Source organism: Leptotrichia sp. oral taxon 879 str. F0557 (assembly GCF_000469385.1).
Classification (GTDB): Bacteria; Fusobacteriota; Fusobacteriia; order Fusobacteriales; family Leptotrichiaceae; genus Leptotrichia; species Leptotrichia mesophila.
Window position 1 is genome coordinate 23,829 of the sequence record NZ_KI271351.1, and the last position, 15,034, is coordinate 38,862.

Annotated in this window: 16 protein-coding genes; 1 reads left to right on the top strand and 15 read right to left on the bottom strand. The window is 30.7% G+C overall.

The features are described 5' to 3' along the window. Window positions 1-147 precede the first annotated feature (147 nt). On the top strand, window positions 148-312 hold the full coding sequence (locus tag HMPREF1552_RS12625) for a hypothetical protein (RefSeq protein ID WP_021745089.1): 165 nt from the start codon (window positions 148-150) through the stop codon (window positions 310-312). A gap of 43 nt (window positions 313-355) precedes the next feature. Here the strand turns inward: HMPREF1552_RS12625 and dapB are convergent, their stop codons facing one another. The 15 genes from dapB to HMPREF1552_RS10165 form a co-directional block, all read right to left on the bottom strand. After that, window positions 356-1,090, bottom strand: a complete 735-nt coding sequence (gene dapB / locus HMPREF1552_RS10095) for a 4-hydroxy-tetrahydrodipicolinate reductase (protein ID WP_021745090.1) — start codon at window positions 1,088-1,090, stop codon at window positions 356-358. Window positions 1,091-1,212: 122 nt separating this feature from the next. After that, window positions 1,213-1,596 (bottom strand): VOC family protein, encoded by a 384-nt coding sequence (locus tag HMPREF1552_RS10100; RefSeq protein ID WP_021745091.1) that lies wholly within the window; start codon window positions 1,594-1,596, stop codon window positions 1,213-1,215. A gap of 50 nt (window positions 1,597-1,646) precedes the next feature. After that, complete coding sequence (locus HMPREF1552_RS10105) at window positions 1,647-2,645, bottom strand: DUF4912 domain-containing protein (protein WP_039901606.1); 999 nt, start codon at window positions 2,643-2,645, stop codon at window positions 1,647-1,649. Window positions 2,646-2,737: 92 nt separating this feature from the next. Beyond that, window positions 2,738-3,127 carry an ATP synthase F1 subunit epsilon gene (gene atpC, locus HMPREF1552_RS10110; protein ID WP_021745093.1) on the bottom strand — a complete coding sequence of 130 codons (390 nt, stop codon included), beginning with the start codon at window positions 3,125-3,127 and terminating at the stop codon, window positions 2,738-2,740. Between the two features lie 99 nt (window positions 3,128-3,226). Continuing rightward, window positions 3,227-4,624: a F0F1 ATP synthase subunit beta gene (gene atpD / locus HMPREF1552_RS10115; protein WP_021745094.1), complete on the bottom strand. Its 1,398-nt coding sequence runs from the start codon at window positions 4,622-4,624 to the stop codon at window positions 3,227-3,229. A gap of 58 nt (window positions 4,625-4,682) precedes the next feature. Then, the gene (gene atpG / locus HMPREF1552_RS10120; protein WP_021745095.1) at window positions 4,683-5,543 is read right to left on the bottom strand and encodes an ATP synthase F1 subunit gamma; all 861 of its coding nucleotides are present in this window, start codon (window positions 5,541-5,543) and stop codon (window positions 4,683-4,685) included. 15 nt (window positions 5,544-5,558) lie between these two features. Beyond that, window positions 5,559-7,064 carry a F0F1 ATP synthase subunit alpha gene (gene atpA / locus HMPREF1552_RS10125; RefSeq protein ID WP_039901607.1) on the bottom strand — a complete coding sequence of 502 codons (1,506 nt, stop codon included), beginning with the start codon at window positions 7,062-7,064 and terminating at the stop codon, window positions 5,559-5,561. Between the two features lie 18 nt (window positions 7,065-7,082). Beyond that, a complete protein-coding gene (atpH, locus tag HMPREF1552_RS10130; protein ID WP_021745097.1) occupies window positions 7,083-7,610 on the bottom strand; it encodes an ATP synthase F1 subunit delta in 528 nt (175 codons plus the stop codon). Window position 7,611: 1 nt separating this feature from the next. After that, window positions 7,612-8,106 carry a F0F1 ATP synthase subunit B gene (gene atpF, locus HMPREF1552_RS10135; protein ID WP_021745098.1) on the bottom strand — a complete coding sequence of 165 codons (495 nt, stop codon included), beginning with the start codon at window positions 8,104-8,106 and terminating at the stop codon, window positions 7,612-7,614. 60 nt (window positions 8,107-8,166) lie between these two features. Further along, entirely contained in the window at window positions 8,167-8,403 is a 237-nt protein-coding gene (atpE, locus tag HMPREF1552_RS10140; RefSeq protein WP_021745099.1) for an ATP synthase F0 subunit C, read from the bottom strand. A 138-nt stretch (window positions 8,404-8,541) separates the two neighbouring features. Further along, entirely contained in the window at window positions 8,542-9,438 is an 897-nt protein-coding gene (gene atpB / locus HMPREF1552_RS10145; protein WP_021745100.1) for a F0F1 ATP synthase subunit A, read from the bottom strand. A gap of 164 nt (window positions 9,439-9,602) precedes the next feature. Next, a complete protein-coding gene (locus HMPREF1552_RS10150; protein WP_021745101.1) occupies window positions 9,603-11,726 on the bottom strand; it encodes a hypothetical protein in 2,124 nt (707 codons plus the stop codon). Between the two features lie 322 nt (window positions 11,727-12,048). Continuing rightward, window positions 12,049-13,293 (bottom strand): glycoside hydrolase family 10 protein, encoded by a 1,245-nt coding sequence (locus HMPREF1552_RS10155; protein WP_021745102.1) that lies wholly within the window; start codon window positions 13,291-13,293, stop codon window positions 12,049-12,051. A gap of 103 nt (window positions 13,294-13,396) precedes the next feature. Further along, window positions 13,397-14,386: an ornithine carbamoyltransferase gene (gene argF / locus HMPREF1552_RS10160; protein WP_021745103.1), complete on the bottom strand. Its 990-nt coding sequence runs from the start codon at window positions 14,384-14,386 to the stop codon at window positions 13,397-13,399. A gap of 16 nt (window positions 14,387-14,402) precedes the next feature. Then, on the bottom strand, window positions 14,403-14,951 hold the full coding sequence (locus HMPREF1552_RS10165) for a hypothetical protein (protein WP_039901608.1): 549 nt from the start codon (window positions 14,949-14,951) through the stop codon (window positions 14,403-14,405). Window positions 14,952-15,034: the final 83 nt, after the last annotated feature.

The following is a 15,034-nucleotide window of genomic DNA, read 5'->3' on the forward strand; positions in this document are numbered from 1 at the left end:
TTCTTTATAAGAAAGTTTTGCGTAAAGCGGGGTTATAAGGGCATGGCGACTGATGCCCTTACGTTATAATTTCTACTATTAAAATACGAAATAATATTAAATGTAAAGATACAAAATAATAAAAAATAATATAAGGAGTGATATTCTATGAAAAACATTTTTAAAATTCTAATTTTAATTTTAGTTGGGGTAAGTATGGCTAGTTGCGAACTTTTTAGTCCTTCACAAGAATATAATCAGAGCCGAAAAGAAAGAGGAAGAGAATGTTATAAATACCCTAGTGGAAATGTTTATTGTGAAGATACAAAATAATTGAAAAAAGAAAAACTCCAGTCTAATAAACTAGAGTTTTTTTTTATAAACCAAGTACATCTTTCATTGTGTACAGTCCTGCTTTTTTTCCGGCAAGAAATTCTACAGCTTTAACTGCTCCGTCTGAAAACATCTTTCTTGATAGTGCTTCGTGCTTTATTTCGATAATTTCGTCATTTTTTGCATAAATTACGGTATGTTCTCCGACTATATTTCCGCCACGTATAGCGTGAACTCCTATTTCCTTTTCAGCACGTTTACTGTGTCCTTCTCTTCCGTAAATTGTTCTATAATCTTTTCCATCATTATCCAGATTTTCCTTGACAACTTCAAGTAAAGTATTCGCTGTACCGCTTGGTGCATCAATTTTTCTGTTGTGATGCTTTTCAATTATTTCAATATCAAAATCCTTTAATAATTTTGTCGCAAAGGCTACAATTTCATTTACGATATTTACTCCAACTGAAGTATTTGTCGCTTTAATTATTGGTATTTGCTTTGATGTTTCCTGGATTTTTGCAAGCTGTTCTTCTGAATGTCCAGTTGTAGCAATTAGAACTGGAACTTTTTTATCAATTCCCGCTTCAAGTACATCCTCCAGCAAACTAAAATGTGAAAAATCAATAATTGCATCAAAATCCACATCTTTTTTCTTCAGATTTTCAAAATCCCCATTTCCAAGCGGGTCAACCAGCCCAGCAAATTCATTTCCAGAATTTATTACTGATTCTTTTACATACTGTGCCATAACTCCAGCACCATATACTATTATCTTCATATTTTCTCCTTGCAGCTATTAAAATTTTGTATAAATAGTTTTACTATAAAAGACCGAAAATCTCGGTCTTTTCTTATTATATTTCTATTATTTGTTTTAAATATATTTTTATTATTAATTTTTTATTCTGCACGAATTACTTCCATACGGTAACCATCTGGATCTGTTACGAAATAATAATGTCCAGGTTTACCAGGCAAGCCCATAAGATCTGTTGTCTTGTATCCCATTGCCTTATGTTTTTCATTATCTCCTTCCAAGTCGTCCGAAGCAATTGCCAGATGTGAAAAACCGTCACCAATTGTATATGGACCGTGACCGTAATTATAAGTCAGCTCAATTTCAAAACTTTCTCCTGGAAGAGTCAAGTAAACAATAGTAAATTTATGTTCTGAAAAATCTTTACGTCGATCTTCCTTAAATCCAAATGCCTTTTCATAAAATTCAATAGATTTTTCTAAATTTTCTACACGTAAACAGGCGTGTAACATATTTAACATTGCCATTTTAAATCTCCTTTAATTTTAATTCGTATATAAAAATTATCAAAAATATTCTAACTACTTCTTGATCCACCCATATCTAGTCTAAGATTTGGAAGTTTTCCTTTTATCACTTTTCTTTCGATTAATGATTCTGAAGCTCCTACTTTTGTCAATCTTTCTATAACTTCAATTATAAATTCATTATTTTCATCTACATCGTAATCCGCAGGTATTCCTAAAAGGTGTCTTCCTTCTGGTGTTGAAACTGGCGTATTTATATATTTTATAAGCTGATTTGTATTTTTATCAAGTTTTACAGTTCCCCATACTAAGTCAACATTATCAGAAACTTTATCATTTGGTGCGATGGCTTCTACTGAGTGTGCTACTTCAGAAAAGTTTCCATATTGATCTTCATATCCGATAGATGCTTCATAATTTTGATTTACATCAATTTCAGTAATATAATGCGAACCAATTCTTTCGTGTCTTATAATTTTTCTATATTCGTGTCCGTCTCTAAATATTTTTATAACTACATTATCAATAACTCCGTTATTTATAGCTAATCTTTCATAGGTATCATCACGAATTTCCCAATAAATGTATAATGTTGTAGGATTTTTTGGCATTAGGACAAGTTCATCTGTAAAATACGATGCTGGTAATGGAGCCTTGTCAAAGTAAATATCTTCGTGATTTGATTTACCGTCAAATTCCACACCTTTTGCAAATTTTGAACGGTTAATTTCAGTTTCTACGTATCTACGTCTTATTTGTTCTGGCGAAATTTTTTCATAATTAAAATCTAAAGCTGTAAAAATTCTTCTATATTTTCTACCTAGATTTCCTACTAATTTTCTATCAGCAAAGTTTCTGTAAAACGTTCTGCTTCTTTTAATAAAAAAGTATTTTATCAAAATTTTCTCAATAGTTTCCCTTTCGATAACTTCCATTGAAATAAATCTTTCTAATTTTTTCAATTCTTTTTTATTTCTATTCCCAACTAATTTTTCATTAACATAATTTCTATAAAATGTTCTCGTTCTATTTTTTTTCAATTGCTCCATTCCCATACCACCTTTACATTATTTATTTAAAATTATTACTAAATTAACTATATTTTATATTTATTATACCACATTTTTTAGAATTTCAAAATTTATTTTCTGCTCAAATTGCTCTTAATACGTTTTTTTGTTCCCAAAATATCCTGGTCTTCCTGTATTTTTTGTCTTTTTGCTCTTTCAATTGCTACTTCCCTTGCCATTCTTTCAGCTTCTGCTTTAGTTGCCTCAACAATATTTACTCCTAGAATGACAACTTTATCTTGTCTTACTTCCAAAAATCCACCTTCCAGATAGTATGTGACATCTTCCTTATCTTTTTCACGAACAAGCATTTCTCCTGCACCAATTGGTGTAATATAATTAATATGCTTTGCAAGTATTCCGATATCTCCATTTTCTGTACGTAATTTTACAAATTCAACAGGCTTTTCAAAAACTAATCTTTCTGGAGTTACTGCTTCCAAAATAAATTCTGCTGCCATAAAGCCTCCTTCCGTTCCAAAGTATGCTTACTTTTAACTTTAAGTATTGGAAAACAGGGAGTGCATTATCCCTGTTTCTATTAAATATTATTTTAAAAATTATTCACTCATCAGTTCTCGTGCTTTTGCAACTGCATCGTCAATAGTTCCAACATATAAAAATGCTTGTTCTGGTAAATCATCGTGAAGACCGTCTAAGATTTCCTTAAATCCACGTATTGTTTCTCTTAAAGGCACATATTTACCTTTCATTCCTGTAAATTGTTCTGCTACTGAGAAAGGCTGTGAAAAGAATCTTTGGATTTTTCTAGCACGATTTACTGTTAATTTATCATTTTCATCCAGCTCATCCATTCCTAGAATTGCTATAATATCTTGTAATTCCTTGTATCTTTGTAATACTTTCTGAGTTTCCCTTGCAATTTTATAATGCTCATTTCCAACAATTTCAGGCTCAAGTATTCTTGAAGTTGAATCAAGCGGATCTACTGCTGGATAAATTCCAAGTGATGCAATTTGTCTTGACAATACTGTTGTTGCATCCAAATGGGCAAATGTTGTCGCTGGTGCCGGATCTGTCAAGTCATCTGCTGGCACATATACAGCTTGTACTGATGTAATTGAACCTGTGCTTGTCGATGTTATTCTTTCCTGCAAGGCTCCCATTTCAGTTGCCAAGTTTGGTTGGTATCCTACAGCTGACGGCATTCTTCCAAGTAAAGCTGATACTTCAGATCCTGCCTGAGTAAATCTAAATATGTTATCAATAAATAAAAGTACGTTTTGTCCTTCCTTATCTCTAAAATATTCCGCCATTGTAAGTGCTGTAAGCCCTACTCTTAGTCTTGCACCAGGTGGTTCATTCATTTGTCCATACACTAATGCTGTCTTGTCAATAACTCCACTTTCTGTCATTTCGTTATATAAATCACGTCCCTCACGTGTACGCTCTCCAACTCCTGCAAATACAGAAAGTCCTCCATGCCCTTTAGCAATATTGTTAATTAATTCCTGAATTAATACTGTCTTTCCAACTCCTGCTCCTCCAAACAGTCCAATTTTTCCACCTTTTAAGTATGGAGCAAGTAAATCTACTACTTTTATTCCTGTTTCTAGTATTTCAGAATCTGTTCCTTGTTGTTCAAATGATGGTGCATCCTTATGGATAGACTCCCTTAACACATCTGCATCCAATTTTTCACCATCATCAACCGCTTCCCCAAGAACATTGAAAATTCTTCCCAATGTAGCTCTTCCAACGGGAACTTGAATTGGTTTACCAGTATCGATAACTTCCAGTCCACGTCTTAATCCTTCAGTTCCAGACATTGCAACTGCTCTTACAACATTGTTTCCGTTGTGGGCGTGAACTTCAGCTACTAATTTTTCTCCATTTTCCTTATACACTTCAAGTGCATTATAAATATCGGGCAATTTTTTTTCAAATTTTACATCTATAACTGGCCCAATAACTTGCACTAATTTACCTTTATTCATCGGTTACCTTTAACCTCCTTCTTAATTTATACTCAGATTTTTTTAATTTGTAAAAAAATTACTGTACTCCTAAAGAACCACTTATAATTTCTGTCAATTCCTGTGTTATTTTTCCTTGTCTTTCACGGTTATACTGTACTTCCAAATTTCTTATCATTTCAGAAGCATTATCGTTAGCCTGTTTCATCGCTGACATTCTAGCTGAATGCTCACTTGCCGAATTTTCAAGTAACGACTGATATAGCTTTATATTCAAAACTTGTGGCACAAATGAGTTTAACACTTCTTCCTCTGACGGATCAAACACATATTCCTTTGTTGGCAATCCTTCCTTTTTTTCTACTGGAAGTAGTTTTTCCACCTGAATATTATACTCAACTGCTGATACAAATTTTGAATAAATCATATAAACTTCATCATAAAAATCGTTTAAATAAAATTGCACTACATCTTCACTGATTTTTTTACCAGTTTCAAACATTGTTTCCGGAATCATCTGCGTATACTCACTATCCACATTGATATCCCGATTTTTACAATATTCTTTTGCTTTTCTTCCAATTGTTACAACTGAAACATCTTTTCCTTCTTTCTCAAACTGCTTCCTCATGCTCTCAAGCCTTCTAAAAGTATTTGAGTTAAAACTTCCACATAACCCACGATCTGATGTCATCACTATAATTCCAACTCTTCTAACTTCTGGCTTTCCATCAAAAATTACAAATTTATTTCCCTTAAGACTTGCAACTAAATTATCAAAAGCCTCATTTACAGCATAGGCATAGTTTCTAGATTTTAGAGTTAAAACCTGAAATTTTTTAAATTTTGTAGAAGAAACAATATTCATTGCGTTTGTTATTTGACTTGTATTTTTTACACTGTCAATACGTTCCTTTATTTCTTTCATATTTGCTGACATATTATTTCACCTGCTTTACCACACATATTCTTTTTTAAAGTTTGTTATAAATTCATCTAGTCTGCTTTTCATTTCATCGTCTAATTCTTTCTTCTCACGAATTTCAGTTAAAATTTCTGAATTATTTTTAAGTGCTTCTATCAGATCTTTTTCAAATGTTCTGACTTTTTCAGTTGGAACATTATCAAAATATCCATTTGTAACACAATAAAATGAAATTACTTGTTCCTGAACTTTAAATGGAGTATATTGTGGCTGCTTTAATACTTCCATAATTTTAGATCCACGATTAAGTTGATCTCTAGTTGCTTTATCCAAATCTGATCCAAACTGTGTAAATGCTAATAATTCATTGTATTGAGCAAGTTCTAGTTTCACTTTTGAAGCAACTTGTTTCATAGCCTTAATTTGTGCTGCTCCTCCAACCCTTGATACAGAAACTCCTGCATTTATCGCTGGTCTGAATCCTGAATTAAATAAATCTGTTTCCAAGAATATTTGTCCATCTGTTATTGAAATAACATTTGTCGGAATATATGCCGAAATATCTCCAGCCTGTGTTTCTACAATTGGAAGTGCTGTAATTGAACCTCCACCCAGTTTGTCGCTTAATTTTGCTGCTCTTTCAAGAAGTCTTGAGTGAAGATAGAAAACGTCTCCTGGATACGCTTCCCTTCCTGGCGGTCTTTTCAACAGTAATGACATTTCACGGTAAGCTACCGCATGTTTTGACAAATCATCATAAACTATTAGCACATCTTTTCCTTGATCCATAAAATATTCACCCATAGCAACCCCTGAATATGGTGCTAAATATTGAAGTGGTGCTGATTCTGAAGCAGTAGCTGCAACAATAATCGTATATTCCAATGCACCTGCCTCTTCAAGTTTTTTATAAATTTGTGCAACTGTAGACCTTTTTTGTCCAATTGCAACATAAACACATATAACATCATTATTTTTTTGATTTATAATTGAATCAATCGCAATCGCTGTTTTTCCAGTCTGTCTATCTCCAATTATCAATTCCCTTTGCCCTTTTCCAATCGGAAACATTCCATCTATTGCCTTTATTCCAGTCTGCATAGGCTGTGTAACAGGTTTTCTTGCAATAATTCCTGACGCCTGTCTCTCAATTGGCATATATTTATCAGCTGCTATCGTCCCTTTTCCATCAATAGGATTTCCAAGCGCATCGACTACTCTTCCGAGCAGCTCATTTCCAGCTGGAACTTCAGCTACTTTTCCCAATCCTTTTACTATACTTCCTTCTTTTATTCCTTGTGTCTTTCCAAAAATTACTGCTCCAATGTTACTTTCTTCCAAGTTTAGTGCCATTCCGACAGTTCCATTTTCAAACTCCAAAAGCTCTCCTGCCATAGCGTCACTTAATCCGTAGATTCTGGCAATTCCATCTCCCACTTCCAAGACCGTTCCAGTGTTGGAAATATCCAGTGAACTTTTGTAATTTTCGATTTCGCTTCGGATTATTTTACTTATTTCTTCTGGCTTGATTCTCAAAGAAAAGCACCTCCGTTTCTAAAAATTTTTCTTTATTTCTTCAATCTGATTTTTTATTGAACCGTTAATAACTTCATTTCCAATTTTTAAAATCCCTCCACCGATTATTTCTTTATCAACTTCAAGATTTAAAACAATTTTTTTGCCGTATTTTTTTTCAAGTTTTTCTATTAGCAGTTCTCTTTGTTTTTCTGATAGCTCCTTTGCAAATATAGCAGTTATTGGAAGTCTGTTATTTTCTTCGTAATAGAGTTTCAAAAAATATTCCTTTATATCTCCAATTAACGAAAGTCTCTGTTTTCTTACAATATATTTAACTATCCCTAATGACTCTTTTGTAAAGTTGTCAAATGATTTTTCTAAAAATTTTTCTTTTTCTGAAAATTCTTTTAGAGGATCTTCTAAAATCTTTCTGAATTCCTCTTCCTCCTCATAATTTTCCATAAAAATATTTAGTACTTCCCTAACTTCATTTATACTGTCAGAAGATTTTGCTATATTGTAAATTGCTGATGCGTATCTTTTTGCAATCTCATCCCTAGCCATTTTAATCTCCTATCTCATCAATAAACTTATTTATAGTTTCATCCTGCTTTTCATCAATATTTTCCTTAATGATTTTTTCTGCAAGTTCAACTGCCATTTCCCCAACTTCCTTCTGAAGTTCAAATTTAGCATTTTGCCGCATTTTTTCAATGTCAGCTTCCGCTTTCATCATCATTCTTTCACGATTACTCATAGCTTGTGATATAATCTGATCTTTTCTGTCATCTGCCTGTCTTTCGGCTTTTATTAGAATATCATTGGCACGTCTTTTGGATTCCTTTTTCAATTTTTCCATTGTTTTTTTCTGTTCTTCCAATTTTTCCTTTTCGTTTTCAACAATTTCCATTTCAGATAAAGCCAGTTTTTTTCTATCTTCTAGCACTTTATCAATCTTTTTTGCAAAAGTTCGTGAAAAAAAATAGACTAATACTATAAAGTTTATTATCTGAATAGCCATCGTAAAATCAATGTTTACTAATCTTGCTCCTTCATTCATATTTACTCCTTAATTTACATTATTAATCCTATTTTTGTTTCTCTAAAATTTATTATTTTCTTACCCTTTCAAGAAAATTAACAAGAAAGCTATTACTAACGCATAAATTGCTGATGACTCTGTAATTGCAAGCCCTGTGATTAATGTTTGCATAATATCCTGTTTTGCTTCAGGCTGTCTTGATACTGCCTCTACTGCATAACCAGTTGCAATTCCTTGACCTAATCCTGCTCCAATTCCTCCTATCGCTGCAATTCCTGCTCCTAATAAAGCTGCTGCTTGAACTATTCCTTCCATTCTCTAATCCTCCTAATTTTTATTAATTTATTTTTTATTAAACATAATTTTTATATCATAATGCTCTTATTTATACAAAATCCCTAAAATTAAAGACTTTGAACATATAAAAGAATTACAAATCTGTAATTTTTAATTCTATTCTTCCTCACCTAATGCTTCACTTATATAAACTGAAGAAAGTATTGTAAATACAAAAGCCTGTACTATACCGATAAATAAATCTAAATATAGCTGTATAAGCATCGGCCATCCAACTGAAAACGAAAAACTTCCTTTCAGCATATTATTTGTCATGGACTGAAGCAACCCACGTCCAACAAGGCTATATAATAGTCCTACAATTACAAGTCCTGCCAGCATATTTCCAAATAACCGCATTGAAGTGTTCAGTACTTTTGAAAAAATATCCACAATATTTAACGGAAACATAAACCACATTGGCTCAAACAATGATTTTATATATCCTTTTAGACCTTTTTGCTTTATAGAAACTGCCAAGAAAACAACAATTACCACAAGAGATAGCCCAATTGTCGTATTTGGATCTGCTGTTGGCGTTCTAAAAAATGGTTTTACTGTTCTAATTCCATTTTCCTTAACTGACATCATAATGAATGGAAATAGGAAAGTACTTAAATTTGAAAACATTATAGATGCAAACAATGCTGCAAAAAATGGTATATAAGTTTTTTTATGTTTTCCAAAGGTAGTCAAAAAGGTATTTTCAATAAAATGATAGTATTCTTCCATAACAATTTGCATTTTACTAGGCTTTTCTACACTTATATTCTTTGTCCCTGCTCTTACGATAAATATAATTATCAGCATAACTGCCCAAGTATTAAGTACTGTCTGGCTAAGCGAAAATTTAAAGTTCCAAAAAACAAAATTAAAATAATGCGGTGCTTCAACAATTGAACTTGGTGATTCAAATTTTACTGGTAAAAATGTGGAAATAATTGATAAAATTATATTCACAACAATCATCATAAGAAATAAAAATCCCAAAAATTTTAAAATTTTATTTTTCATTATCTCCCTCCTTTCTCCCAACTTTGAGCAAAGATTCAATATTCTTTGTTACCTAGAATTATTATACTCCAATTGAATTTATTTTGCAAATTTTATTCTTATTCCATTTATTCCTTTATTTAAGAGCTTTTCTCTGTATTTTACTATATCAAATAGCAAATTAATTAAATCACTTTCTTTTTGTTTTTCTCATTGCCTCCTTCAAACAGTACAATTAATTTATCATTTTTATTTAATTTGATTTTCTTATTCTTGTTTACATTTAAATGAACACCATAATCATTTTTCTTTTCCACTCTTTCATCCATATCTCTATATCCTAATAAAATAGTTCCTTCATTTGCTACAATTGTAGAAAGTTCTTTAAAAGTATATTCTCTGTCAAAATTTTCAATATAGTTATCTGCTGAAAACATATAAATTTCACAGCCTTCTCCGCTAAATAATTCATCAAAAACATAATAAAGTCTTTTTTCTTCAGACAGCTGACTAATTACTGAACTTATTATAGTGTCACTTATTATATAATCAGATACTTCTGTTAATTCTACGATTTCTCTATTTTTTTCATCGTATATTTCGATAACAATACTTTTTTCCTTCAATGAAGATTTACTATTTTTTTCCAGCATTTTTTTTATTAATAACATTGTAAGCATTGATTTAGCATCCTTTTCTTGTGTTTCAAGATCGTCATAACCTAAAATTATAATACTTTCGTAACTTTCAAGATTGAATTTTTCTTCAATATACTCTTTTTCAGAAATTCTGTAATCTGTTATATCTTCATTTTTTACATTTTCGTACCCCAAATCATCCTTTAAATGTTTTTCCACTTCCTTATCCATCTTTGCAATTATATGAACTTCTGAATCTACACTCACATATTCGTAAAGTTCATCAATTATTTTATATATTCTTTTATTATATCCTAAAATTAATGTCTTGCTTTTAGGCAAAATTACATCTTCCGTACCACTTTTCCATTGAAACTTTTCTATTTTTAACTCTTCAAAATGGAATTCAGGATAACCATCGTCAGACTGAAAAAGAATAAGCTCATCTCCTTCCTCTATTACACATCCTATATTTTCACCATCTATTATATTATTATTAAATTTTTCGTAAGGATTTAAAATTATATTTTTTTGTATTCCTGATAACTTGCCCTCTGCCATTTCTTTTTGATAAATTTCTTTCAAGTTATTTTTATCCAAATTTTTCTTACATATTCCTAATACAATACTTGTAACGCAATTTAACGAAATTTCCTTAAATGTTTTTCCTATTAGCTCCTTACCAACTTTAGAAAAATAAATTTCATCATTATCATAATTTAAAATTTCTGTTGCAATAACACTAAATCCTGGCTGTCTACTTGCTTGCGCTGTAATCCGTGATAACCACTTTTCACTTGGAATATAAAGTATATTCTGATTTTTTTCATTTTGGAAACAAAAATCCATCAGTTCTTTATTATGTTCATCTTTTATTTCTGTAATTATCTTTTTAGCTTTTTTTCTTAACGCTAAAATACATTTTATAGTATTTATATCTTCTCTATCTTCTTCTGAGGAAAGTATAATTATTGATTCTGCGTTCTCAGGATGAACAATATTTAAGTCATCTATATCTATTATACTTCCTGAACGGCAATATATTTTAGTTTGATAAGTTTTATGACTTTTTCCATCTAGAGAATTATGAAAATTTTTCAAAAGTTCTTTTTGATTTATTCTTAAATTTATTTCGTCTTCCATTTTTATTTTATCATTTTTAGAAAGTATCACTATTTTTTTATTTTTATGATTTGCATTTGAAATAACAAGCTCACTTATTATCTTAAATATTGTTGGATTCCAGCCTAAAATAAGAGTAAAATCTTTTTTTACAATTTCTGTTTTTCCTTTACGAATTTCAATAAACAGATTATCAAGTCCAGTTGTTAGAACCCCAACTAATGCACCAAAAATCAATACTCCAAGTAATGTAACTACAGCAGATACTATTCTATATCCCCATAACCTGTCATTCTGCAATCCACCTGGATCTATTACACGCAGAAAATTTTGCCAAATTGCTTCAATTAAACTTAAACTGCCAGTTTCATTATCAGGTCTTAAATTCATCAATACTAATACGAATGAAAATATAACAACTGTTAAAATCATTGTTACTGCTAACCATGCTATTATGGATACAGTTCCTCTTGATAATGTTTCTTCTAACATCCCCTGTATTTTATTTTTCAATTTAATTCTGTTAAAAGAATCATATTCCTTTTTCATAAAAGTTTCCTCCTATTTTTTAGTAATTTCAAATATTTTAAAAATCTATATAAATTTCTTTAATATTAAACTATTTAAGATTGAAAAAAAATTAATTTAACTAAACTTAATTCAATTTTTTAAGTCGATTTTTAGTTAATTTTACAGTCTTCTCTATTAAAAGGAATCAAATTTATTTTTATATTTACACTCTATATTATATCCAATTTTTTATATTTTTCAAATTTTATTCAAATTTTTTATAAATTATCAAAAAAAATCAGCACTCCTAAAGTTACGAAAACTTTAGTATTACTGATTTTTTTATTTTTTAATTACATAATTAAAATTCTTGGTTCTCACTATTAGCATAAGGACCTTGTGCTAAACTGTTTGTTGCATTTTTAGGATTTGTCAATAATGATTTATAGCTAAAGAATATACTTCCTTTTACTTCTGGATAATTTCTGTTGAAATTTACCTGATTTATTAATTCTTTTGCATTTTGCCAATCATTAACTTTGTATGCAGCTTGTCCTATATATAGATTTGTTTTTGTCTGACCTGCATACTTACTCCACCATTTCACAAGTGTATTGTACTCAGCAGCTTTATGACCCTGATTCCAGTAAATTTGTGGTGCTACATAATCTATCCAACCTTTATTCATCCACAATAAAATATCTGCATATAAATCATCGTAGTTTTGAACTCCAGCTTTTGTTTCAGAACCTCTAGATGGATCAGTAGACGCATTTCTCCATACTCCAAAAGGACTTATTCCAAATTCTACATTTTCATTTTCTTTTTTTATAGAAGAATGCAATTTCTCAACTAATTTATTTACATTGTCTCTTCTCCAGTCACCAACTGATGAAAATTTATGTCCATATTTCTGATACTGTGCAGAATCAGGATATTCTTGATTTTTAACTTTATATGGATAAAAATAATCATCCATATGAACACCATCAACATCATAATTTTTTACAACTTCAACGATACTGTTCACAACATAATCATTAACTTCAGGAATACCTGGATTTAAGTACAATTGTCCTCCGTAAGCTACTGTCCATTCTGGTTTTTTACGTCCAATGTTATCTTTTGATAATTTGTCTCTTGAACTGGATACTGAAAGTCTGTATGGATTAAACCACGCATGAAATTCAATTCCTCTCTTATGTGCTTCTTCTACCATGAATTTTAGCGGATCGTATCCTGGATTTATCCCTTGAGTCCCTGTTAAGTACTCAGACCAAGGTGCATATTTAGATGGATAAAAAGCATCTCCTGATGGCTTAATTTGCACAAATACTGCATTCATATTCCATTTTTTCACATTATCAAGAATTGTTAAAAATTCTCTTTTTTGCTGCTCAACACTAAGTCCTTTTTTTGACGGCCAATCAATATTACTTACACTGGCTACCCACACTCCTCTTAATTCTTTGCTCTTTGTTACTTTTTGATTATCAATTTTTGATGCATTATGATTATTTCCCATAATAATATTAGAGGCATTTAATGTAGTTGCCATTAAAACCGTAATCGCTAATACTGATATTTTTTTTATAATTGATTTCACCAATATCTCCTTTCTGAATATTAAATCTTCAATATCATTTTAGTACATTTTTCCTAAATTTTCAATATATTATTCTTATTTTTTTACATTTTTTCAATTTTTCTTATTCTTCCCCCAAAGTTGCCACCATAACTGCCTTAATCGTATGCATTCTATTTTCCGCCTCATCAAATACAACGGAATTTTTACTTCTAAACACTTCATCAATAACTTCCATTTCCTTAATTCCGTATTTCTTTTCAATTTCTTGTGCAACTTTTGTATTCAAATCATGAAATGCAGGAAGGCAATGCATAAATAAATAGTCATCCTTTGCGTGTTTTACAAGCTCGCTATTTACCTGATAATACGAAAGTCTATTTATTCTTTCATTCCACACATCGTAAGATTCTCCCATAGACATCCAGACATCCGTATAAATCACATCTACATCTTTAACTCCACCAATTCGATCATCAGTAAATGAAACACGCCCTCCATTTTCTTCAGCCAGTTTCAATGCAGTTTCAGCCAGTTCCTTATCTGGAAAATATTCTTTCGGAGCAATAATTGTAAAATCCATCCCAAATTTTGCTGCGCCAATCATAAGCGAATTTGCCATATTATTTTTTCCATCTCCAAGATACGCAAACTTAATTCCCTTCAAAGTTCCCTTTTTTTCTAAAATAGTCAAAAAATCCGCTAAAACCTGTGTCGGATGAAACTCAGTCGTAAGCCCATTCCACACAGGCACGCCAGAATGTTTTGCCAGTGCTTCTACCAAATTCTGTCCATATCCACGATACTCAATTCCATCATAAAATCTTCCTAAAACTTTTGCAGTATCCTCAATAGACTCCTTATCATTCATCTGAGAAGTAGAAGGCCCAATATAAGTAACATTTGCCCCCTGATCATAAGCCGCAACTTCAAATGCACATCTAGTCCGTGTTGAAGTCTTTTCAAAAATTAATGCAATATTTTTCCCAGTCAATTTTTTCTCTTCAGTCTTATTTTTCTTATCTTCCTTCAATTTTTTCGCTAATTTCAATAAATATTGTAATTCTTCTGTTGTAAAGTCTAATAATTTTAAAAACGAACGTCCTTTTAACATGCCTTTACCTCTTTTCTTAATTTTTATTTTTTATTCTAAAATACTCATCTAACACATTTTTTTCAATTTCCTTCAATTTTTGCACATTTTCAATAATTTTTTTATTCTCGCCAACATACCGAATCAATTTCATATTTTCATCAAAATAGTACCTCTTTTCAGATATTTTTGATTTTCTGCTGTCAAAAACTTCTCCAACTTTCATATTATCTCTTTTATACCAGTCAGTGTTCACATAATATGGAACATTATATTTTTCAGTTTTATCAAAAATAAAATAAACTTTTCCGTTTTTTATGTAGTACTCAGTCAATCCATTCCAGCTTTCTCCATAATGTTCAACTACAATTTTTTTAACAATTCCATTTTGTGAATAATATTTTACAATGCCACCCTCTGTACTTCGGTCAGAATCATCAGCTTCTCTAATCGCATAATTTTTTGCAGCATTTGTACTCATAAAATCTTTCCTAATTTGAGCAACCCTATTTTCAATATTTGAAGCACTAAAACTAGACAAACTAATTAAAACAGCTATTATCACAATTTTTCTAAAAATTTTCATAAAATCCCCCTTTAAATTATAATTTTTCATTTATTCAATATAATTTTACCTCAATAACTTCTAATTTACAATATTATTTAAAA